We start from the raw sequence: 23086 nt of genomic DNA, 5'->3' as shown, positions 1-23086 counted from the left end.
ATTATTGCGACGCATGAAAGCAGCGCCGAAAACGCTAAAACCAAAACGTCAGGAAGAACAGGCCAGCTTTATTAGCTGGCGTTTTGCGTTGCTGTGCGGGTGTATTTTAATCGCGCTGTGTTTCCTGCTGGGCCGCGTGGCCTGGCTACAGGTGATCAGCCCGGACATGCTGGTTCGTCAGGGTGATATGCGTTCTTTACGCGTGCAGGAAGTCTCCACCGCCCGCGGAATGATTACTGACCGCTCCGGCCGCCCGCTGGCGGTGAGTGTGCCGGTGAAGGCTATCTGGGCGGATCCGAAAGAGCTGCATGATGCCGGCGGTGTGACCCTCGATAACCGCTGGAAGGCATTGGCCGATGCGTTAAACATGCCGCTGGATCAGCTGGCATCGCGCATCAACACCAACCCGAGAATGCGTTTTATCTATCTGGCTCGTCAGGTCAACCCTGATATGGCGGATTACATCAAGAAGCTGAAGCTGCCAGGGATACACATGCGCGAAGAGTCGCGCCGTTACTACCCGTCAGGTGAAGTTACCGCTCACCTCATTGGCTTCACGAACGTGGATAGCCAGGGGATTGAAGGGGTCGAGAAGAGCTTTGATAAATGGCTGACCGGCCAACCCGGCGAACGTATCGTGCGTAAAGACCGCTATGGCCGCGTTATTGAAGATATCTCCTCTACCGACAGCCAGGCCGCGCACAATCTGGCGTTGAGTATCGATGAACGCCTGCAGGCGTTGGTTTACCGCGAACTGAATAATGCCGTGGCGTTTAACAAAGCGGAATCGGGGAGTGCGGTCCTGGTCGATGTCAGCACTGGCGAAGTGCTGGCGATGGCGAACAGCCCCTCCTATAACCCGAATAATTTCTCCGGTACGGCGAAAGACATCATGCGTAACCGCGCAATCACCGACGTGTTTGAACCGGGTTCGACGGTCAAACCAATGGTGGTGATGACGGCGCTGCAGCGCGGCATTGTGAACGAAAATACCGTGCTGAATACCATTCCTTACCGTATTAACGGCCACGAGATCAAAGACGTGGCGCGCTATAGCGAATTGACCCTGACCGGGGTATTACAGAAGTCGAGTAACGTCGGTGTCTCCAAACTGGCGTTAGCGATGCCGTCCTCAGCGTTAGTAGATACTTACTCACGTTTTGGGCTGGGAAAAGCGACCAATTTGGGGTTGGTCGGAGAACGCAGTGGCTTATATCCTCAAAAACAACGGTGGTCTGACATAGAGAGGGCCACCTTTTCTTTCGGCTACGGGCTAATGGTAACGCCGTTACAGTTAGCGCGAGTCTATGCCACGATCGGCAGCTATGGCATCTATCGCCCGCTGTCGATTACCAAAGTTGATCCACCGGTTCCCGGTGAGCGCGTGTTCCCGGAACCTCTCGTTCGTACCGTCGTGCATATGATGGAAAGCGTGGCGCTGCCCGGCGGTGGCGGCGTGAAGGCGGCCATTAAAGGCTACCGCATTGCGATCAAAACCGGTACGGCGAAGAAAGTGGGGCCAGATGGCCGCTACATCAACAAATATATTGCTTACACCGCAGGCGTTGCGCCCGCCAGCCACCCGCGTTTTGCGCTGGTGGTGGTGATCAACGACCCGCAGGCGGGTAAATACTACGGCGGCGCCGTTTCCGCTCCGGTCTTCGGTGCCATCATGGGCGGCGTACTGCGCACCATGAACATCGAGCCGGATGCGTTGGCAACGGGCGAAAAAAGTGAATTTGTGATTAATCAAGGCGAGGGAACAGGTGGCAGATCGTAATTTGCGCGACCTTCTCGCTCCGTGGGTGCCAAATGCGCCGGAGCGAATTCTGCGAGAGATGACGCTGGACAGCCGGGTGGCTGCTTCCGGCGATCTCTTTGTCGCGGTATTAGGTCATCAGGCGGACGGGCGTCGTTATATCCCGCAGGCGATAGCGCAAGGTGTTGCTGCCATTATTGCAGAGGCCAAAGATGAGGCTGCTGACGGCGAAATCCGTGAAATGCACGGCGTGCCGGTCATTTATCTCAGCCAGCTCAACGAGCGCTTATCCGCGCTGGCCGGGCGTTTTTACCATCAGCCTTCCGGGCAAATGCGCCTGATTGGCGTCACCGGTACCAACGGTAAAACCACGACCACGCAACTGCTGGCGCAGTGGGCCAACTTGCTTGGTGAAACCAGTGCGGTGATGGGAACGGTCGGCAACGGTCTGCTGGACAAGGTTATTCCGACGGAAAATACCACCGGTTCTGCAGTCGATGTCCAGCACGTGCTTTCTGGCCTGGCAGGGCAGGGCGCTACCTTCGCGGCCATGGAAGTCTCTTCCCACGGTCTGGTTCAGCACCGCGTAGCGGCGCTGCAATTTGCCGCCTCGGTCTTTACTAACCTGAGCCGCGATCACCTGGATTATCACGGTGATATGGAACATTACGAAGCGGCAAAATGGCTGCTTTATTCCACCCATCATTGCGGACAGGCTATCGTCAACGCCGATGATGAAGTGGGCCGCCGCTGGCTGGCGAAGCTGCCGGACGCGGTTGCCGTCTCGATGGAAGATCACATTAACCCGAACTGTCACGGCCGCTGGCTGAAGACTACGGCGGTGAACTACCACGATAGCGGGGCAACCATTCAGTTTGATTCCAGCTGGGGCAAGGGCGAAGTTGAAAGCCGTCTGATGGGCGCCTTTAACGTTAGCAACCTGCTGCTGGCGCTAGCCACACTGCTGGCGCTGGGCTATCCGCTGGCTGAGCTGCTGAAAACCGCGGCTCGACTGCAGCCGGTCTGCGGCCGTATGGAAGTGTTCAGCGCGCCGGGCAAACCGACCGTGGTGGTGGATTATGCCCATACTCCGGATGCGCTGGAAAAAGCGTTACAGGCGGCACGTCTGCATTGTAACGGCAAGCTGTGGTGCGTCTTCGGCTGCGGCGGTGACCGCGATAAGGGCAAACGCCCGCTGATGGGCGCCATCGCCGAAGAATTTGCCGATATTGTTGTCGTGACCGATGACAACCCGCGTACCGAAGAACCGCGCGCCATCATCAACGATATCCTCGCTGGTATGGTTGATGCCGGACATGCGAAGGTCAAAGAAGGCCGGGCTGAAGCGGTGACGAACGCCGTGATGCAGGCTGCCGAGGGGGATGTCGTACTGGTCGCGGGCAAAGGTCATGAGGATTACCAGATTGTTGGCAATCGCCGTCTTGACTACTCCGATCGCGTCACCGTCGCCCGTCTGCTGGGAGCGGTAGCATGATTCGCTTGATGTTAAGCCAGCTCGCCGACGTGACGCGTGGCGAACTGCAGGGTCGCGATCTGGCCATCGATGAGGTCACGTCGGATACCCGTAAGATCACGGCAGGCTGCCTGTTCGTTGCCTTAAAGGGCGAGCGTTTTGATGCTCACGATTTCGCGGAGCAGGCGAAACAAGCCGGCGCCGGCGCGCTGCTGGTCAGCCGTCAGCTGGAGTGTGATTTACCTCAGGTAGTGGTGAAAGATACCCGCCTGGCCTTTGGCGAGCTGGCGGCGTGGGTTCGCCAACAGGTGCCGACCCGCGTTGTGGCGCTGACCGGTTCTTCCGGGAAAACCTCGGTCAAAGAGATGACCGCAGCGATTCTCGGCCAGTGCGGCAATACGCTCTATACCGCCGGCAACCTGAATAACGATATCGGCGTGCCGATGACGCTGCTGCGTCTGACCAAAGAGCACCAGTATGCGGTTATCGAGCTTGGGGCGAACCACCAGGGCGAAATTGCCTGGACCGTCAGCCTGACGCGCCCGGAAGCCGCCCTGGTCAACAATCTGGCTGCCGCTCACCTTGAAGGCTTCGGTTCCCTCGCGGGCGTCGCGAAAGCGAAGGGCGAAATCTTTACCGGCCTGCCGGAAAACGGCATTGCCATCCTGAATGCGGACAATAACGACTGGCTGAACTGGCAAAGCGTGATTGGCGCACGCAAGGTATGGCGTTTCTCGCCGAATGCGGCCAACAGCGATTTTGCGGCTACCCAGATTCATGTTACCAGCCACGGGACAGAATTTACGCTGCAAACCCCGATGGGGAACGTGGATGTTCTGCTGCCGCTGCCGGGTCGCCACAATATCGCTAACGCGCTGGCGGCTGCCTCGTTGGCTATGGCGGTGGGCGCCGACTTAAATGCGGTGAAAGCCGGTCTGGCGCAGCTGAAAGCGGTGCCGGGACGGCTGTTCCCCATTACGCTCGCCGAAAATCAGCTGCTGCTTGATGATTCCTACAATGCCAACGTCGGTTCAATGACCGCCGCGGTGCAGGTGTTGTCCGAGATGCCGGGCTACCGGGTGCTGGTCGTCGGCGATATGGCCGAGCTGGGTACGGAAAGCGCAGCGTGCCATCGTCAGGTTGGCGAAGCGGCAAAAGCGGCAGGGCTTGACCGCGTACTCAGCACCGGCGTGCTGAGTGCAGAGATTAGCCGCGCCAGCGGCGTGGGCGAGCATCTCAGCGATAAAGCATCGCTGGTGGCTCGGCTCCGTGAGCTGACGGCGGAACACAAGATCATCACCATTTTAGTGAAGGGTTCACGTAGTGCCGCCATGGAAGAGGTAGTACGCGCATTACAGGAGAATGGAACATGTTAGTATGGCTGGCCGAACATCTGGTCAAATATTATTCCGGCTTTAACGTCTTTTCCTATCTGACGTTTCGCGCCATCGTCAGCCTGCTGACCGCGCTGTTCATCTCTTTGTGGATGGGCCCGCGCATGATCGCCCGTCTGCAAAAACTCTCCTTCGGTCAGGTCGTTCGTAGCGACGGCCCGGAATCGCACTTCAGCAAGAAAGGCACCCCAACCATGGGCGGGATCATGATCCTGACCGCCATTGTGGTCTCTGTCCTGCTGTGGGCCTATCCGTCCAACCCCTACGTATGGTGTGTTCTGACCGTGCTGATAGGCTACGGCATTATCGGTTTCGTCGATGACTACCGTAAGGTCGTGCGTAAAGACACCAAAGGGTTGATCGCCCGCTGGAAGTACTTCTGGATGTCGGTGATTGCGCTGGGCGTTGCGTTTGCGCTGTATATGGCCGGTAAAGATACGCCAGCGACCCAGCTGGTTGTACCGTTCTTTAAAGACATCATGCCTCAGCTGGGGCTGTTGTACATTCTGCTGGCCTACTTCGTGATTGTCGGTACCGGCAATGCGGTCAACCTGACCGATGGTCTTGATGGCCTGGCGATTATGCCGACCGTATTTGTGGCGGCGGGCTTCGCGCTGGTGGCGTGGGCAACGGGCAACATGAACTTTGCCAACTATCTGCATATCCCTTATCTGCGCCACGCCGGGGAACTGGTCATCGTCTGTACGGCGATCGTGGGCGCGGGTCTCGGTTTTCTGTGGTTCAACACCTACCCGGCACAGGTCTTTATGGGCGATGTCGGTTCCCTGGCCCTCGGCGGCGCGCTGGGCATCATTGCCGTGCTGCTGCGTCAGGAGTTCCTGCTGGTGATTATGGGTGGCGTATTCGTGGTGGAGACTCTGTCGGTTATTTTGCAGGTCGGTTCCTTCAAGCTGCGCGGTCAGCGCATCTTCCGTATGGCGCCGATTCACCACCACTATGAACTGAAGGGCTGGCCGGAGCCGCGCGTTATCGTGCGCTTCTGGATTATTTCGCTGATGCTGGTGCTGATTGGCCTGGCGACGCTGAAGGTACGTTAATCATGGCAGATTATCAGGGTAAAAAAGTCGTCATTATTGGCCTGGGAATGACCGGGCTGTCATGCGTGGACTTTTTCATAGCGCGCGGCGTGACGCCGCGCGTGATGGATACCCGCGTCGCGCCTTCCGGGCTGGAGAAGCTACCGGAAGAGGTAGAACGCTACGTGGGGGGCCTGAATGAAGACTGGCTGCTGGCAGCGGATCTGATTGTGGCAAGCCCTGGTATCGCGCTGGCGCATCCTGCGCTGAGCGCAGCGGCGGATGCTGGCGTGGAAATCGTCGGTGACATTGAGCTGTTCTGCCGCGAAGCGCAGGCACCGATTATCGCTATTACCGGTTCGAACGGGAAAAGCACCGTGACGACGCTGGTAGGCGAGATGGCAAAAGCGGCCGGCATGAATGTCGGCGTTGGCGGCAATATCGGCCTGCCGGCGCTGATGTTACTCGATGCGGACCGCGAACTGTACGTTCTGGAGCTCTCCAGCTTCCAGCTGGAAACCACCTCCAGTCTGCGGGCGGTGGCCGCAACGATCCTCAACGTGACCGAGGATCATATGGACCGTTACCCGCTGGGTCTGCAGCAGTATCGTGCGGCCAAACTGCGGGTGTATGAAAATGCGAAAACCTGCATTGTGAATGCCGATGATGGGCTGACGATGCCGGTACGCGGCGCCGATGAGCGCTGCATCAGCTTCGGCGTTGATGTCGGCGACTATCACCTTAACCGCCAGCAGGGAGAAACCTGGCTGCGAGTGAAAGGTGAGAAGATCCTGAACGTCAAAGAGATGCACATCACCGGGCAACACAACTACAGCAACGCGCTGGCTGCATTGGCTCTGGCTGATGCTGCCGGTCTGCCGCGGGCCAGCAGTCTCAAGGCGCTGACCACCTTTACCGGTCTGGCGCATCGTTTCCAGCTGGTGCTGGATCATAACGGCGTGCGTTGGATCAACGATTCCAAAGCCACCAACGTCGGCAGTACCGAAGCGGCGCTGAACGGGCTGCATCTGGACGGTACCCTGTATCTGCTGCTGGGTGGCGATGGGAAATCCGCTGATTTCACGCCGCTGAAGCGTTATCTGGCAGGCGACAATATCTGCCTGTACTGCTTCGGTCGCGATGGCGAGCAGCTGGCGGCACTGCGCCCGGAAGTGGCGACGCAAACCGGGACGATGGAAGAGGCGATGCGCCAGATTGCCCCGCTGCTAAAGTCGGGCGATATGGTGCTGTTATCGCCAGCCTGTGCCAGCCTCGATCAGTTTAAGAGTTTCGAACAACGGGGCGATGTCTTTGCCCGCCTGGCGAAGGAGTTAGGTTGATGCGTTTATCCCTCCCGCGCCTGAAAATGCCTCAGTGGAGACTGCCGCGCCTGCCGGGGATGTTTATCTTCGCCTGGCTGTTTGCGGCGTTGAAAGGCTGGGTGATGGGCTCGCGGCAGAAAGATAACGATAGCCTGGTTATGTATGACCGGATGCTGTTGTGGTTGACGCTTGGCCTGGCCGCCGTAGGTTTCATTATGGTGACCTCGGCTTCCATGCCGGTAGGGCAGCGGTTGGCCAACGATCCTTTTCTGTTCGCCAAGCGCGACGGGTTATACATTCTTCTGGCGCTGGGCCTGGCTCTCGTGACGCTGCGTCTGCCGATGGAGTTCTGGCAGCGGCACAGTACGGCAATGTTGATTGCCTCGATCGTCATGTTGCTGATCGTCCTGGTTGTCGGTAGCTCGGTAAACGGGGCATCGCGCTGGATTGCATTGGGTCCGCTGCGTATTCAGCCTGCGGAATTTACCAAGCTGTCGCTGTTTTGCTACATCGCCAACTACCTGGTGCGTAAAGGCGATGAGGTCCGGAATAACCTGCGCGGCTTCTTAAAGCCGATGGGCGTGATTTTCGTGCTGGCCATTCTGCTGCTGGCGCAGCCGGACCTCGGTACGGTAGTGGTGTTGTTCGTCACCACCCTGGCGATGCTGTTTCTCGGCGGTGCCAAGCTGTGGCAGTTCATTGCCATTATCGGCATGGGGATCTCGGCGGTGGTGCTGCTGATACTTGCCGAACCGTACCGTATTCGCCGCGTAACGTCTTTCTGGAACCCGTGGGACGACCCGTTTGGCAGCGGTTACCAGCTGACTCAGTCGCTGATGGCTTTCGGCCGCGGCGAAATGTGGGGGCAGGGCTTAGGCAACTCGGTACAGAAACTGGAGTATTTACCGGAAGCGCATACCGATTTCATCTTCGCCATTATCGGCGAAGAACTCGGTTATATCGGTGTGGTACTGGCCCTATTAATGGTATTCTTCGTCGCCTTTCGCGCCATGTCGATTGGGCGTAAGGCGCTGGAGATTGATCATCGCTTTTCCGGCTTCCTGGCCTGCGCCATTGGAATCTGGTTTAGCTTCCAGGCGCTGGTTAACGTCGGGGCGGCGGCGGGCATGCTGCCCACGAAAGGCCTGACGCTGCCGCTTATCAGTTACGGCGGTTCCAGTTTGCTGATTATGTCGACGGCCATCATGTTGCTGTTGCGAATTGATTATGAAACGCGTCTGGAAAAAGCCCAGGCGTTTACACGGGGTGTTCGATGAGCGGTCAGGAAAAGCGGCTAATGGTGATGGCGGGCGGTACCGGTGGACATGTGTTCCCGGGGCTGGCGGTCGCGCACCATTTAATGGATCTGGGCTGGCAGGTTCGCTGGCTCGGTACCGCCGATCGTATGGAAGCGGATTTAGTGCCGAAGCACGGCATTGAAATTGATTTTATCCGTATATCCGGCCTGCGCGGTAAAGGGCTGAAAGCGCTGCTGTTAGCACCGGTGCGGATCTTCAACGCCTGGCGTCAGGCGCGGGCGATCATGAAGCGTTTCCAGCCGGATGTTGTGCTGGGGATGGGTGGTTACGTTTCCGGCCCTGGCGGTCTGGCGGCCTGGTCGCTGGGTATCCCGGTGGTGCTGCATGAACAGAATGGCATTGCGGGCCTGACAAACAAATGGCTGGCAAAGATCGCGAAGAAGGTGCTGCAGGCGTTCCCAGGTGCGTTTCCGCATGCTGACGTGGTGGGCAACCCGGTGCGTACTGATGTGCTTGCGCTGCCGTTACCGGAACAGCGTCTGGTCGGGCGCCAGGGGGCGATTCGCGTGCTGGTGGTGGGGGGCTCGCAGGGGGCTCGCGTGCTGAACCAGACGATGCCGCAGGTGGCGGGGAAACTGGGCGCGGCGGTCACTATCTGGCATCAAAGCGGGAAAGGCGGCCAGCAGACGGTGCAGCAGGCCTATGCGGATGCCGGGCAGCCGCAGCATAAAGTGACTGAATTTATTGATGACATGGCGGCGGCGTATGCCTGGGCCGATGTTGTTGTGTGTCGTTCCGGTGCCCTGACGGTAAGTGAAATTGCCGCAGCAGGTTTACCGGCGTTGTTTGTGCCGTTTCAGCACAAGGATCGTCAGCAGTACTGGAATGCACTGCCGCTGGAGAAAGCGGGTGCAGCGAAAATTCTCGAACAGCCTCAGTTCACCGTCGATGCCGTCGTGCAGACGCTGGCTGGCTGGGATCGGGAAACGCTGCTGGATATGGCGGAACGAGCGCGTAGAGCCTCGATTCCGGATGCTACCGAACGGGTAGCAGAAGAAGTGAGCGCTGCAGCACTGGCGCGCTAATCGCGGTGAATCTCACCGCCCGTATAAAGAAGTTGATGGCGTAAAGAATGAATACACAAGATCTGGCGAAACTGCGTTCCATAGTGCCCGAGATGCGTCGCGTCCGGCATATTCACTTTGTTGGCATCGGTGGTGCCGGTATGGGCGGTATTGCCGAAGTTCTGGCTAACGAAGGCTACCAGATTAGCGGTTCCGACCTGGCGCCGAATCCGGTAACGCAGCAGCTGTCGCAACTTGGCGCCACGATCTATTTCAATCATCGCCCGGAAAACGTTCGCGATGCGAGCGTGGTCGTCGTTTCCAGCGCAATCTCTGCGGAAAACCCGGAGATTGTTGCCGCGCATGAAGCGCGTATTCCGGTCATTCGTCGCGCGGAAATGCTGGCGGAGCTGATGCGTTTTCGTCATGGCATCGCGATTGCCGGCACCCACGGCAAGACCACGACCACGGCGATGGTCTCCAGTATTTATGCGGAAGCAGGTCTTGATCCCACCTTCGTCAACGGTGGACTGGTCAAAGCGGCAGGCGTTCACGCCCGCCTCGGGCATAGCCGCTATCTGATTGCGGAAGCGGATGAGAGCGATGCATCGTTCCTGCATTTGCAGCCGATGGTCGCCATTGTGACCAATATCGAAGCCGATCACATGGATACCTATCATGGCGACTTTGAGAATCTGAAGCAGACCTTTATTAACTTTCTGCACAACCTGCCGTTCTATGGCCGCGCGGTGATGTGCGTCGATGATCCGGTGATTCGTGAACTGCTGCCGCGCGTTGGCCGTCAGATAACCACCTACGGTTTTAGCGAAGATGCCGACGTGCGCGTAGAGGATTACCGTCAGGTTGGCGCCCAGGGCCACTTCCGCCTGGTTCGTCAGGATAAAGAGGTGCTGCAGGTGACCCTGAATGCGCCCGGTCGTCATAACGCGCTGAACGCGGCGGCGGCGGTTGCGGTCGCGACGGAAGAGGGCATTGATGACAGCGCGATCCTGCGGGCGCTGGAAAGTTTCCAGGGAACCGGCCGTCGCTTTGATTTTCTCGGTGAATATCCGCTGGCAGAGGTTAATGGCAAAAGCGGCAGCGCGATGCTGATCGATGACTATGGTCATCACCCGACAGAAGTGGATGCCACGATCAAAGCGGCGCGCGCCGGCTGGCCGGATAAAAATCTGGTGATGTTATTCCAGCCACACCGCTTCACCCGTACGCGCGATCTGTATGACGATTTCGCTAACGTGCTGACGCAGGTTGATGCGCTGCTGATGCTGGACGTTTATTCCGCCGGTGAAGCGCCGATTCCTGGCGCCGACAGCCGTTCGCTGTGCCGTACGATTCGCGGTCGCGGCAAGGTAGATCCGATTCTGCTTTCCGATCCGGCACAGGCAGCGCAGATGCTGGCATCGGTGCTGACCGGCAATGACCTGATCCTGGTGCAGGGCGCGGGAAACATTGGAAAAATCGCCCGCCACCTGGCTGAAATCAAACTCGTGCCGCAAAAAACGGAGGAGGAGCGCCATGGCTGATAAAATCGCGGTTCTTTTCGGCGGTACCTCTGCTGAGCGCGAAGTGTCGCTCAATTCAGGGACTGCGGTACTGGCAGGTCTGCGTGAAGCTGGCGTGGATGCGCACCCTGTCGATCCGCGCGACGTGGATGTTACCCAGCTGAAAGCGCTGGGCTTTAAGAAAGCGTTTATTGCGTTGCATGGTCGCGGTGGGGAAGATGGGACCTTGCAGGGGCTGCTGGAGCTGATTCAGTTGCCTTACACCGGCAGCGGCGTGATGGCGTCGGCGATCTCCATGGATAAAGTTCGCAGCAAATTGTTGTGGCAGGGCGCGGGATTACCGGTCGCTCCATGGGTTGCGCTGACGCGTGCGCAGTTCAATGCCGGCCTGTCTGCTGAAGTGGAACAGCAGATTGCCGCACTGGGTCTGCCACTGATTGTTAAACCGGCTTGCGAAGGTTCTAGCGTCGGCATGTCGAAAGTCAGCGAAAGTTGTGCATTACATAATGCATTGACGCTGGCTTTTCAGCATGATGAAGATGTTCTGATTGAGAAATGGCTTAGTGGGCCTGAATTCACCGTCGCTATCGTCGGTGAAGAAATTTTACCGTCAATTCGTATCCAGGTGCCTGGAACCTTCTATGATTATGAGGCGAAGTATCTCTCTGATGAGACGCAATATTTCTGCCCTGGTTGTGAAGATCCTGCCCGCGAGTCAGAAATTCAGGCCCTGGTCGTTAAAGCCTGGAATGTTCTCGGTTGTAAAGGTTGGGGACGTATTGACGTGATGCTGGACAGCGATGGCCAGTTTTATTTGCTGGAAGCAAATACATCCCCTGGCATGACCAGCCACAGCCTGGTGCCGATGGCGGCGCGTCAGGCCGGGATGAGCTTCTCGCAGCTTGTTGTTCGAATTCTGGACCTGGCGGGGTGATATGTCGCAGGCTGCGCTGAATACGCGGAACCACGAAGAAGAGGAAGCCTCTTCTTCGCGTCGGAGTAATGGAACTCGTCTGGCCGGGATTGTCTTCCTGCTGACGGTGCTATGTACCGTGTTGGTCAGCGGGTGGATGGTTCTGGGCTGGATGGAGGATGCACAGCGTTTGCCTCTGTCCAGGATGGTTGTTACCGGTGAGCGTCACTACACGCGTAATGATGATATCCGCCAGGCGATTCTGGCGCTGGGTTCCCCGGGGACCTTTATGACCCAGGATGTCAATATCATCCAGAGTCAGATTGAGCGTCTGCCGTGGATTAAGCAGGCGAGCGTCAGAAAGCAGTGGCCGGACGAATTGAAGATTCATCTGGTTGAATATGTGCCGATTGCGCGTTGGAATGATCAACATATGGTCGATGTAGAAGGCAATTCCTTCAGCGTCCCGGCGGATCGGACCAATAAGCAGAATTTACCGATGTTGTACGGCCCGGAAGGCAGTGAGAACGAAGTGTTGCAGGGGTACCGCGACATGGGGCAGGTACTGGCAAAGGATAAGTTCACGTTGAAAGTGGCGGCGATGACCGCACGTCGTTCCTGGCAGTTGACGCTGAATAACGATATTAAGCTCAACCTTGGCCGAGGCGATACCATGAAACGGCTTCAGCGCTTTATGGAACTCTACCCGGTTCTACAGCAGCAAGCGCAGACCGACGGCAAACGGATAAGCTACGTTGATTTGCGTTATGACTCGGGCGCGGCGGTGGGTTGGGTACCTGCTCCCGCAGAGGAAACTAATCAACAACAGAATCAGGCACAGGCAGAACAACAATGATCAAGGCGACGGACAGAAAACTGGTAGTTGGACTGGAGATTGGCACCGCGAAGGTTGCCGCTTTAGTAGGGGAAGTTCTGCCCGACGGCGTGGTCAATATCATTGGCGTGGGCAGTTGCCCATCGCGTGGTATGGATAAAGGCGGGGTTAACGACCTGGAATCCGTGGTGAAATGCGTTCAGCGCGCCATTGATCAGGCCGAACTGATGGCGGATTGCCAGATTTCGTCAGTGTATCTGGCGCTTTCAGGTAAACATATTAGCTGTCAAAATGAAATTGGCATGGTGCCGATTTCAGAAGAAGAAGTCACGTTGGACGACGTTGAGAACGTGGTGCATACCGCGAAATCGGTCCGCGTACGCGATGAGCATCGTGTCCTGCACGTTATCCCGCAGGAATACGCTATCGACTACCAGGAAGGGATTAAAAACCCGGTGGGTCTGTCTGGCGTACGTATGCAGGCAAAAGTCCATCTGATTACCTGCCATAACGATATGGCGAAAAATATTGTTAAAGCGGTGGAACGTTGCGGCCTGAAAGTGGACCAACTCATTTTCGCCGGTTTAGCGGCCAGTTATTCCGTGTTGACGGAAGATGAACGTGAGCTGGGTGTCTGCGTCGTGGACATCGGCGGTGGTACAATGGATATCGCCGTGTATACCGGCGGTGCGCTGCGCCATACCAAAGTGATCCCGTACGCGGGCAACGTGGTCACCAGCGACATCGCTTACGCTTTCGGAACGCCGCCGAGCGATGCCGAAGCGATTAAAGTTCGCCACGGTTGTGCGCTGGGTTCTATTGTCGGTAAAGACGAAAACGTCGAAGTACCGAGCGTGGGCGGGCGTCCGCCGCGCAGTCTGCAGCGCCAGACGCTGGCAGAGGTGATTGAGCCGCGTTATACCGAGCTGCTCAACCTGGTGAATGAAGAGATTCTGCAACTGCAAGAGCAGCTGCGCCAGCAAGGGGTGAAACACCATCTGGCGGCAGGGATTGTTTTAACGGGCGGCGCCGCGCAAATCGAAGGTCTTGCCGCCTGTGCTCAGCGCGTGTTCCATACGCAGGTTCGTATTGGCGCACCGCTGAATATTACCGGTTTAACGGATTATGCCCAGGAGCCGTATTATTCGACGGCGGTTGGGTTGCTGCACTACGGGAAGGAATCTCATCTCAGTGGTGAAGCAGAAGTAGAAAAACGCGTAACTGCATCAGTTGGCTCGTGGATTAAGCGACTTAATAGCTGGCTGCGAAAAGAGTTTTAATTTTTTAAGAGAACGCAGAAAATTAGCGTTCTCAGGCGACAGGCACAAAACGGAGAGAAACTATGTTTGAACCTATGGAACTGACCAACGACGCGGTGATTAAAGTCATCGGCGTCGGTGGCGGCGGTGGCAATGCCGTCGAGCACATGGTGCGCGAGCGCATCGAAGGTGTTGAATTCTTTGCGGTGAACACCGATGCGCAGGCACTGCGTAAAACGGCTGTTGGCCAGACAATTCAGATCGGTAGCGGTATTACCAAAGGTCTGGGTGCCGGTGCAAACCCGGAAGTCGGTCGCAATGCGGCTGATGAAGACCGTGAAGCGCTGCGTGCTGCTCTTGATGGTGCAGACATGGTGTTTATCGCGGCAGGTATGGGTGGCGGCACCGGTACCGGTGCAGCGCCAGTCGTCGCTGAAGTGGCGAAGGACCTGGGCATCCTGACCGTTGCGGTGGTCACTAAGCCGTTTAATTTTGAAGGCAAAAAGCGCATGGCGTTCGCCGAGCAGGGGATCACTGAGCTGTCCAAGCATGTGGATTCGCTGATCACCATTCCGAACGACAAGCTGCTGAAGGTTCTCGGCCGCGGCATCTCTCTGCTGGACGCTTTCGGCGCAGCAAACGACGTGCTGAAAGGCGCAGTGCAGGGTATCGCCGAACTGATTACCCGTCCGGGTCTGATGAACGTCGACTTTGCGGATGTGCGTACCGTAATGTCCGAAATGGGCTATGCGATGATGGGCTCCGGCGTGGCGAGCGGTGAAGACCGTGCGGAAGAAGCGGCTGAAATGGCTATCTCTTCTCCGCTGCTGGAAGATATCGATCTCTCCGGCGCGCGCGGCGTTCTGGTCAACATTACGGCCGGCTTCGACCTGCGTCTGGATGAGTTCGAAACCGTGGGTAACACTATCCGTGCTTTCGCTTCGGATAATGCGACCGTGGTTATCGGTACTTCCCTTGACCCGGATATGAACGACGAACTGCGTGTTACCGTTGTGGCCACCGGTATCGGTATGGACAAGCGTCCGGAAATTACCCTGGTGACCAACAAACAGGTTCAGCAGCCGGTCATGGATCGCTACCAGCAGCACGGTATGGCTCCGTTAACTCAAGAGCAGAAACCGGTTGCCAAGGTGGTGAACGACAATACACCGCAAACTGCGAAAGAGCCGGATTATCTGGATATCCCAGCGTTCCTGCGTAAGCAAGCTGATTAAGAATTGGCTGGAAGTTGGGCATCAGCGCTCTTTGTGCTAAACTGCCCACCCGAATGTATTGTACACTTCGGTTGGATAGGTAACTTGGCGAGATTATACGATGATCAAACAAAGGACTCTTAAACGTATCGTTCAGGCGACTGGCGTCGGTTTGCATACCGGCAAGAAAGTCACCCTGACGTTGCGCCCTGCGCCGGCAAATACCGGGGTCATCTATCGTCGCACCGACTTGAATCCACCGGTTGATTTTCCGGCTGATGCCAAATCTGTGCGTGATACCATGCTCTGTACTTGCCTGGTGAACGAGCATGACGTGCGGATTTCGACTGTCGAGCACTTGAATGCCGCACTGGCAGGCCTCGGCATTGACAACATCGTTGTTGAAGTCGATGCGCCGGAAATTCCAATTATGGATGGTAGCGCTGCTCCGTTCGTTTATCTGCTGCTGGACGCCGGCATCGATGAACTGAACTGTGCCAAGAAATTTGTACGCATCAAAGAGACCGTTCGGGTCGAAGATGGCGACAAATGGGCTGAATTCAAACCGTATAATGGTTTTTCGTTGGATTTTACCATCGATTTTAACCACCCGGCGATTGATGCAAGCAGCCAGCGCTATGCGATGAACTTCTCTGCTGATGCATTTATGCGCCAGATTAGTCGCGCTCGTACTTTTGGTTTTATGCGTGATATCGAATATCTGCAGTCCCGCGGCCTGTGCCTGGGCGGCAGCTTCGATTGTGCCATCGTTGTTGACGATTATCGCGTATTGAACGAAGACGGTCTTCGCTTTGAAGATGAGTTTGTGCGCCACAAAATGCTGGATGCGATCGGTGACCTGTTTATGTGTGGTCACAATATCATCGGTGCATTCACGGCGTTCAAATCAGGTCACGCGTTGAATAACAAACTGCTGCAGGCTGTTCTGGCAAAACAGGAAGCCTGGGAGTACGTGACTTTCGAAGACGAAGCAGAACTGCCGCTGGCATTCCGCGCACCGTCAATGGTTATGGCATAAGCCTGACCATTCAGTAAAACAGACTGGTAACCTGGTACTCTCTCCGACCAGGGAGCCAGTCTTTTTTCTTTTTTTGCCTTCCCCTGCTGGTTCTGCCCTGATTCTGCGGCGCTGTTCATTGTTCGTTCGCTGATTTATTGAACGTTTTTGCCTTGTCGCAACCGTCATTCCTGCTGCTGTCGTGCAGTATTAATGGTAGTATTTGGGCGCAAAAAATATTTCCTGGGGTTGCTTCAACTAAAGGTAACGTACGTGAGTGGATTGCTGACGCGCTGGCGACAGTTTGGCAGACGGTATTTCTGGCCGCATCTCCTGTTGGGGATGGTCGCGGCTAGCTTTGGCCTGCCTGCGCTGAGCAATAGCCACGAAACGGCCTCGCCGACGAAAACCACGGCCAGCAACCACAGCCCGAATAAAGTCAATTTCTCCCAGCTGGCGCTGCTTGACGCCAGCCGTCGACCGAATTTTACCGTCGATTACTGGCATCAGCATGCGATCCGCACGGTTATTCGTCATCTCTCATTTGCGATGGCGCCGCAAGCGCTGCCGGTTGCCGAAGAGCCTTCGCCATTCCAGGCGCAGCATCTGGCTTTACTTGACACGCTCAGCGCACTGCTGACGCAGGAGAGCAAACCGCCGGTGATCGTTCGCCAGGCGGCTTACACCCCGTCCCATTCTGCATTTTCTGTCTCGGCCTGGCTTAGCCAGGTGGCAGGGATTCGCGCAGGACCTCAACGTCTCAGCTGAACTAAAAACGGATGATTCTTTTTTGTGACTCCGCATCGCGGGGCGTTTGAGATTTTATTATGCTAATCAAATTATTAACTAAAGTTTTCGGTAGTCGTAACGATCGTACCCTGCGCCGTATGCGCAAAACCGTTGGCCTCATCAATGCCATGGAACCGGAGATGGAAAAGCTCTCCGATGACGAGCTGAAAGGTAAAACCGCTGAGTTTCGTGCCCGCCTTGAAAAGGGCGAAAGCCTGGAGAGCCTGATCCCGGAAGCCTTTGCCGTGGTTCGTGAAGCCAGTAAACGTGTATTTGGTATGCGCCACTTCGACGTCCAGCTGCTGGGCGGTATGGTGCTTAACCAGCGTTGCATCGCGGAAATGCGTACCGGTGAAGGTAAAACGTTGACCGCAACGCTGCCGGCCTACCTGAATGCATTGTCCGGTAAAGGCGTTCACGTGGTTACCGTCAACGACTATCTGGCACAGCGTGATGCTGAAAACAACCGTCCGCTGTTTGAATTCCTCGGTATGACCGTCGGGATCAACATGTCCGGTTTACCGGCGCCAGCCAAACGTGAAGCGTACGGTGCGGATATTACCTACGGTACCAACAACGAATACGGCTTTGACTACCTGCGCGACAATATGGCGTTCAGCCCGGAAGAGCGCGTTCAGCGTAAACTGCACTATGCGCTGGTGGATGAGGTGGACTCGATTCTGATCGATGAAGCGCGTACCCCGCTGATCATTTCCGGTCCGGCAGAAGACAGCTCGGAAATGTACAAGCGCGTGAACAAAATCATCCCGCACCTGGTTCGTCAGGATAAAGAAGATTCCGACACCTTTACCGGTGAAGGCCACTTCTCCGTTGATGAAAAAGCGCGCCAGGTTAACCTGACCGAACGCGGTCTGGTGCTGATCGAAGAGCTGCTGGTGCAGGAAGGGATCATGGACGAAGGCGAATCGCTGTATTCGCCGTCCAATATTATGCTGATGCATCACGTGACGGCGGCGCTGCGCGCGCACGTGCTGTTCACCCGTGACGTTGACTATATCGTCAAAGATGGCGAAGTGATCATCGTCGACGAGCATACCGGTCGTACGATGCAGGGGCGTCGCTGGTCTGATGGTCTCCACCAGGCCGTTGAAGCGAAAGAAGGCGTGGATATCCAGAATGAAAACCAGACGCTGGCCTCCATCACCTTCCAGAACTATTTCCGTCTGTATGAGAAGCTGGCGGGGATGACCGGTACGGCAGATACCGAAGCCTTCGAGTTCAGCTCTATCTACAAGCTGGATACCGTAGTGGTGCCGACTAACCGCCCGATGATCCGTAAAGATATGGCGGATCTGGTCTATATGACCGAAGCGGAAAAAATTCAGGCGATCATCGAAGATATCAAAGAGCGCACTGCCGCAGGTCAGCCGGTTCTGGTCGGTACTATTTCGATTGAAAAATCGGAAGTGGTTTCCCATGAACTGACCAAGGCCGGTATCAAGCACAACGTGCTGAACGCGAAGTTCCACGCCAGCGAAGCGGATATCGTTGCCCAGGCGGGTTACCCGTCAGCGGTGACCATCGCCACCAACATGGCTGGTCGTGGTACGGATATTATGCTCGGCGGGAGCTGGCAAGCCGAAGTCGCTGCGCTGGAAGATCCGACACCGGAGCAAATCGCGCAGATTAAAGCCGACTGGCAGGTTCGTCACGATGCCGTTCTGGCGGCGGGCGGTCTGCACATTATTGGTACCGAGCGTCATGAATCCCGTCGTATCGATAACCAGCTGCGCGGCCGTTCTGGTCGTCAGGGTGATGCCGGTTCTTCTCGCTTCTACCTGTCGATGGAAGATGCCCTGATGCGTATCTTTGCCTCCGACCGTGTCTCCGGCATGATGCGCAAGCTGGGGATGAAACCAGGCGAAGCGATTGAGCACCCGTGGGTCACCAAGGCCATCGCTAACGCACAGCGTAAAGTCGAAAGCCGCAACTTTGATATTCGTAAGCAGCTGCTGGAATATGATGATGTTGCTAACGATCAGCGTCGCGCAATCTACAGTCAGCGTAACGAATTGCTGGACGTTTCTGATGTCAGCGAAACCATTAACAGCATCCGCGAAGATGTGTTCAAAGCGACCATCGATGCCCATATCCCGCCGCAGTCTCTGGAAGAGATGTGGGATGTTGAAGGTCTGCAGGAACGTCTGAAAAATGACTTCGACCTCGAGCTGCCGCTGAAAGAGTGGCTGGACAAAGAACCGGAGCTGCATGAAGAGACACTGCGCGAGCGTATTCTGCAGAGCGCAATTGAGACCTATCAGCGTAAAGAAGAAGTTGTTGGCGCCGAAATGATGCGTCATTTCGAGAAGGGCGTGATGCTGCAGACTCTGGACTCCCTGTGGAAAGAGCATCTCGCGGCGATGGATTACCTGCGTCAGGGTATTCATCTGCGCGGCTATGCGCAGAAAGATCCGAAGCAGGAGTACAAGCGTGAGTCCTTCTCCATGTTTGCCGCGATGCTGGAATCACTGAAGTATGAAGTGATCAGCACACTGAGTAAGGTTCAGGTGCGGATGCCGGAAGAGGTTGAGGCAATGGAGCAACAGCGCCGCGAGGAAGCCGAACGTCTGGCGCAGATGCAACAGCTTAGCCATCAGGATGACGATACTGCCGCCGCGGCTGCGCTGGCTGAGGAAACCGGCGAGCGGAAAGTGGGGCGTAACGATCCTTGCCCGTGTGGTTCCGGTAAAAAATATAAGCAGTGCCACGGCCGTCTGAACTAAGCTCAGAGCATGAAAATAAAGGCGCAGATATCTGCGCCTTTTTTATGGAATGATCACGATGAAACAACTGCAAATTTCCGTGGGTATTATCCGCAATCCGCAAGGGGAGATCTTTATCACCCAGCGAGCCGCCGATGCCCATATGGCCAATAAACTCGAGTTTCCCGGCGGTAAAATTGAAGCCGGAGAATCTGCGGAACAGGCGCTGGTGCGTGAACTGCAGGAAGAGGTGGGGATTACGGTAAGCTCATCCCGCCTGTTTGATAAGCTGGAGTATCAGTTCCCGGACCGCCACATTACCCTGTGGTTCTGGCTGGTGGAAGAGTGGTCCGGCGAGCCGTGGGGGAAAGAGGGGCAGCCCGGGCAGTGGATTGCGCAACGGGCATTAGTCCCTGAGGCGTTTCCGCCGGCGAATGAACCCATTATTACCAAATTAGTGCAGGCGGCTTCCTGAATCAGCGTTCCCGGACAAGGCGTGATGTTGCCTTGTCCGGAAATCGGTCACGGTTGCTGTTCCTCGCTCCAGCCATCGCTATCGGACAGATCGCTCGCGCTGGGAATGCGTTTTTCTTCTGCAGCCCATTCACCCAGATCAATCAGCTGGCAGCGTTTAGAGCAAAAGGGCCGGTACAGGCTCTGTGCGTTCCAGACCACGGATTTACCGCAGGTGGGGCAATTGACGATCGTCTCTTCTGACATTATTTCTCCTTAACAACAGGCCAGTTCAAAATCAAAACGCTCAGGTACGACCCCGAGCTCGCTATCCAGCGGCAGGAAGCGGATAGCGAAACGGCTCTTATGGCCGGAGATTTGAGGATAGAGCTGGCTGGCAATACCCAGCCGCAGACGTAGCAGGTCGGCATCTTCGCCATTGTCCTGATAAAAGCCGTTGAGACTGGTCTGCTTACGGAATGGGGCGGCATTACGAATCAGATCGAGGATAAGCACCAGAGATTGCGTCAGCGGAGCAAGGCTGGCTATCCAGACTCCGACCTGTTCGTCACGGTATGCCTGCGGCATGTGCAGCCAGATATGCAGCGTGGGCAAATCAAAGCTGCAGCAGCCGCCGGGAATGCTCAGACGCTGGCGTACCAGCGCAATCAAACGGTCTTCACGCAGGAATTGTCCGATGCGCGGCGCGGACATCAGCGTGGCGCCGCACTGCTTCAACTGCTGACGCAAGGCGTCAATACGTTCGCCATCGACGCCGGGAATGTCTACCCATGACTGTAATTTCCGCTGCTGGCGCTCCAGCTCTTTTAGCAGGTCCGTCCTGACCTCTCCACGTTCCAGTACATCTAAAAGATCGCCCGCGTTGCGGAAAAAATGGAGTGCATCGGCGTAGCTGGCGATTGTCGGATGAACGGACAATTGCTGAGTCAAAAATTCAATACGCAGCCAGGTGCGCATTTTCTCGTTGAGTGGATGTTCAAACAGAACGGGGGTGTGCATTACGATTTTTCCTGTGAGGCGGCCTGCGATGCCAGCATTAGATACTTTTCGTGCAGGCGGGCAACATCCGATGCGACGGCATCCGGAGGGCCCATGTTTTCAATGACATCATCCGCAACGGCAAGGCGCTGTTCGCGCGTCGCCTGGGCGGCAAGAATATGTTCTGCATGTTCACGACTGACCCGATCGCGAAGCATCGTACGCGCGATCTGCGTCTCTTTTGGAACATCAACGACCAGCACGCGATCGGCATTCGCGGCCAGCCGGTTTTCTACCAGTAAGGGGACGACCCAGAGAAGATAAGGGGAGCTCGCGGCCAGCATCTGCCGGCGAGTTTCCTGCTGAATGAGCGGATGCAATAGCCCGTTAAGCCAGGTTTTATCCTCAGGGTGAGCAAAGATTTTTTCACGCAGAGCGCGGCGGTTCAACGTGCCGTCATCATTGAGCATCTGTGAACCAAAGTGAGTGGCGATGGCCTGAAGCGCGGTGGTTCCGGGTTCTACAACCTGGCGGGCGATAATGTCAGCGTCAATAACGTTAATCCCAAGCCGGGAAAATGCATCGGCCACGGTACTTTTGCCACTGCCAATGCCGCCTGTTAACGCTACCGTATACCTCATACGCTCCGATCCTGAACTGACCATATACACATTACTCTTCAGAGGCGCCCGTTTTGATAAGCACCACGACCCGGCGAACGCTATCCATCAAGGTGGCTACAGGCCAATAAAAGGCCATCACAGTATATACTGGATTGTTTTGTATATATAAATCAAGTGGTTAAAAATGATACGCCGGGCGTCAATTATTGCGAGCGCGCCATTCACTGTTCACCAGGTAAATTTATACGATTGTAGCGTAAAAAAAGTGAAAATCGCAGTCTTGCGCAGCCATGATTCGTGCGTATGATAACGTCACTGGAGTTGTGCTCTCACAATAATGCAATTAACCCCAGGAATTCGTACATGCGTATCGAAGAAGATCTGAAGCTTGGTTTTAAAGACGTTCTTATCCGCCCAAAACGCTCTACCCTCAAAAGCCGTTCTGATGTTCAGCTGGAACGTGAATTCACTTTTAAACATTCTGGCCTGTCCTGGTCTGGCGTGCCGATCATTGCCGCTAACATGGATACCGTCGGGACGTTTGGCATGGCGAAAGCGCTGGCCTCTTTCGGTATTCTGACCGCAGTTCACAAGCACTATACCGTTGAACAATGGCAGGAGTTTGTCCAGTCGGTGTCCGCAGAGGTGCTGAAATACGTCATGGTGTCCACCGGGACCTCGGATGTCGATTTCGAAAAAACCCAGCAGATCCTTTCTCAGAATCCGCAGCTTAGCTTCGTCTGCATCGATGTGGCGAATGGTTATTCTGAACATTTTGTTCAGTTCGTCGCTAAAGCGCGTGCCGCCTGGCCGCAGAAAACCATTATTGCGGGTAACGTTGTTACGGGCGAAATGTGCGAAGAGCTGATTCTGTCCGGTGCTGATATTGTGAAAGTGGGCATCGGCCCGGGTTCCGTATGTACCACTCGCGTGAAGACCGGCGTCGGTTATCCGCAGCTGTCTGCCGTTATCGAGTGTGCTGACGCGGCGCATGGCCTGGGTGGCCAGATCGTCAGCGACGGCGGTTGCACGATGCCTGGTGACGTGGCGAAAGCCTTCGGCGGCGGTGCAGATTTTGTCATGCTGGGGGGAATGCTGGCCGGCCATGAAGAGAGCGGTGGTACCGTCGTTGAAGAAAACGGCGAGAAATTCATGCTGTTCTACGGCATGAGCTCCGAATCCGCCATGACGCGCCACGTTGGCGGCGTTGCGCAGTATCGCGCTGCGGAAGGCAAAACCGTTAAGTTGCCGCTGCGTGGACCGGTAGAGAACACGGCTCGTGATATCCTCGGTGGCCTGCGTTCTGCCTGCACCTATGTGGGTGCCTCTCGCCTGAAAGAGCTGACCAAGCGCACGACCTTCATTCGCGTGCAGGAACAAGAGAACCGCGTGTTCAACAGCCTGTAATGTCAGATGCTGGCGCGTTTC

Annotated in this window: 20 protein-coding genes; 17 read left to right on the top strand and 3 right to left on the bottom strand. The window is 56.1% G+C overall.

Features of this window, described 5'->3' with window-relative positions; all coding sequences use genetic code 11:
* Positions 1–13 precede the first annotated feature (13 nt).
* The 16 genes from GRPL_RS24780 (at position 14) to mutT (ending at position 20058) form a co-directional block, all read left to right on the top strand.
* A complete protein-coding gene (locus tag GRPL_RS24780; RefSeq protein WP_032689487.1) occupies positions 14–1780 on the top strand; it encodes a peptidoglycan glycosyltransferase FtsI in 1767 nt (588 codons plus the stop codon).
* On the top strand, positions 1767–3254 hold the full coding sequence (murE, locus tag GRPL_RS24785; RefSeq protein WP_072010658.1) for a UDP-N-acetylmuramoyl-L-alanyl-D-glutamate--2,6-diaminopimelate ligase: 1488 nt from the start codon (positions 1767–1769) through the stop codon (positions 3252–3254). Before GRPL_RS24780 ends, murE begins: the two co-directional genes overlap by 14 nt.
* Positions 3251–4609 carry a UDP-N-acetylmuramoyl-tripeptide--D-alanyl-D-alanine ligase gene (gene murF / locus GRPL_RS24790; RefSeq protein WP_032689485.1) on the top strand — a complete coding sequence of 453 codons (1359 nt, stop codon included), beginning with the start codon at positions 3251–3253 and terminating at the stop codon, positions 4607–4609. The genes murE and murF overlap by 4 nt, the downstream gene beginning before the upstream one ends.
* The gene (gene mraY / locus GRPL_RS24795) at positions 4603–5685 is read left to right on the top strand and encodes a phospho-N-acetylmuramoyl-pentapeptide-transferase (RefSeq protein WP_004857865.1); all 1083 of its coding nucleotides are present in this window, start codon (positions 4603–4605) and stop codon (positions 5683–5685) included. The genes murF and mraY overlap by 7 nt, the downstream gene beginning before the upstream one ends.
* A gap of 2 nt (positions 5686–5687) precedes the next feature.
* Positions 5688–7004, top strand: coding sequence for a UDP-N-acetylmuramoyl-L-alanine--D-glutamate ligase (gene murD / locus GRPL_RS24800; protein ID WP_032698164.1), 1317 nt, complete (start codon positions 5688–5690; stop codon positions 7002–7004).
* On the top strand, positions 7004–8263 hold the full coding sequence (gene ftsW, locus GRPL_RS24805; protein ID WP_032698163.1) for a cell division protein FtsW: 1260 nt from the start codon (positions 7004–7006) through the stop codon (positions 8261–8263). Before murD ends, ftsW begins: the two co-directional genes overlap by 1 nt.
* Entirely contained in the window at positions 8260–9330 is a 1071-nt protein-coding gene (gene murG, locus GRPL_RS24810) for an undecaprenyldiphospho-muramoylpentapeptide beta-N-acetylglucosaminyltransferase (RefSeq protein WP_032689483.1), read from the top strand. The genes ftsW and murG overlap by 4 nt, the downstream gene beginning before the upstream one ends.
* Positions 9331–9377: 47 nt before the next feature.
* Positions 9378–10853 carry a UDP-N-acetylmuramate--L-alanine ligase gene (murC, locus tag GRPL_RS24815; RefSeq protein ID WP_032689482.1) on the top strand — a complete coding sequence of 492 codons (1476 nt, stop codon included), beginning with the start codon at positions 9378–9380 and terminating at the stop codon, positions 10851–10853.
* Positions 10846–11766, top strand: a complete 921-nt coding sequence (locus GRPL_RS24820; RefSeq protein WP_032698162.1) for a D-alanine--D-alanine ligase — start codon at positions 10846–10848, stop codon at positions 11764–11766. Before murC ends, GRPL_RS24820 begins: the two co-directional genes overlap by 8 nt.
* Position 11767: 1 nt before the next feature.
* Entirely contained in the window at positions 11768–12601 is an 834-nt protein-coding gene (gene ftsQ / locus GRPL_RS24825) for a cell division protein FtsQ (RefSeq protein ID WP_004857878.1), read from the top strand.
* Positions 12598–13860: a cell division protein FtsA gene (gene ftsA, locus GRPL_RS24830; protein WP_004857881.1), complete on the top strand. Its 1263-nt coding sequence runs from the start codon at positions 12598–12600 to the stop codon at positions 13858–13860. Before ftsQ ends, ftsA begins: the two co-directional genes overlap by 4 nt.
* A gap of 62 nt (positions 13861–13922) precedes the next feature.
* Positions 13923–15074 carry a cell division protein FtsZ gene (gene ftsZ / locus GRPL_RS24835; protein WP_004857884.1) on the top strand — a complete coding sequence of 384 codons (1152 nt, stop codon included), beginning with the start codon at positions 13923–13925 and terminating at the stop codon, positions 15072–15074.
* A gap of 100 nt (positions 15075–15174) precedes the next feature.
* Entirely contained in the window at positions 15175–16092 is a 918-nt protein-coding gene (lpxC, locus tag GRPL_RS24840) for a UDP-3-O-acyl-N-acetylglucosamine deacetylase (RefSeq protein ID WP_004857886.1), read from the top strand.
* 252 nt (positions 16093–16344) lie between these two features.
* Positions 16345–16839 carry a secA translation cis-regulator SecM gene (gene secM, locus GRPL_RS24845; RefSeq protein WP_032698160.1) on the top strand — a complete coding sequence of 165 codons (495 nt, stop codon included), beginning with the start codon at positions 16345–16347 and terminating at the stop codon, positions 16837–16839.
* 59 nt (positions 16840–16898) lie between these two features.
* Positions 16899–19604, top strand: coding sequence for a preprotein translocase subunit SecA (secA, locus tag GRPL_RS24850; protein WP_032689479.1), 2706 nt, complete (start codon positions 16899–16901; stop codon positions 19602–19604).
* A 58-nt stretch (positions 19605–19662) separates the two neighbouring features.
* Positions 19663–20058 carry an 8-oxo-dGTP diphosphatase MutT gene (gene mutT / locus GRPL_RS24855; protein ID WP_032689478.1) on the top strand — a complete coding sequence of 132 codons (396 nt, stop codon included), beginning with the start codon at positions 19663–19665 and terminating at the stop codon, positions 20056–20058.
* 47 nt (positions 20059–20105) lie between these two features.
* Here mutT and yacG read toward each other — a convergent pair whose 3' ends face one another.
* The 3 genes from yacG to coaE are packed head-to-tail and all read right to left on the bottom strand — an operon-like array spanning position 20106 to position 21676.
* Positions 20106–20303, bottom strand: a complete 198-nt coding sequence (gene yacG / locus GRPL_RS24860; RefSeq protein ID WP_032689477.1) for a DNA gyrase inhibitor YacG — start codon at positions 20301–20303, stop codon at positions 20106–20108.
* Between the two features lie 9 nt (positions 20304–20312).
* Positions 20313–21056, bottom strand: a complete 744-nt coding sequence (gene zapD, locus GRPL_RS24865; protein WP_032698158.1) for a cell division protein ZapD — start codon at positions 21054–21056, stop codon at positions 20313–20315.
* Positions 21056–21676 (bottom strand): dephospho-CoA kinase, encoded by a 621-nt coding sequence (gene coaE, locus GRPL_RS24870; RefSeq protein ID WP_032698157.1) that lies wholly within the window; start codon positions 21674–21676, stop codon positions 21056–21058. The genes zapD and coaE overlap by 1 nt, the downstream gene beginning before the upstream one ends.
* A 345-nt stretch (positions 21677–22021) precedes the next feature.
* Here coaE and GRPL_RS24875 point away from each other — a divergent pair, with 345 nt between their 5' ends.
* Positions 22022–23065, top strand: a complete 1044-nt coding sequence (locus tag GRPL_RS24875) for a GMP reductase (RefSeq protein WP_032689473.1) — start codon at positions 22022–22024, stop codon at positions 23063–23065.
* Positions 23066–23086 lie beyond the last annotated feature (21 nt).

Origin of the sequence: Klebsiella planticola ATCC 33531 (assembly GCF_000735435.1) — a bacterium.
Lineage (GTDB): Bacteria > Pseudomonadota > Gammaproteobacteria > Enterobacterales > Enterobacteriaceae > Klebsiella > Klebsiella planticola.
This window is presented reverse-complemented; position numbering and strand designations above follow the sequence as displayed.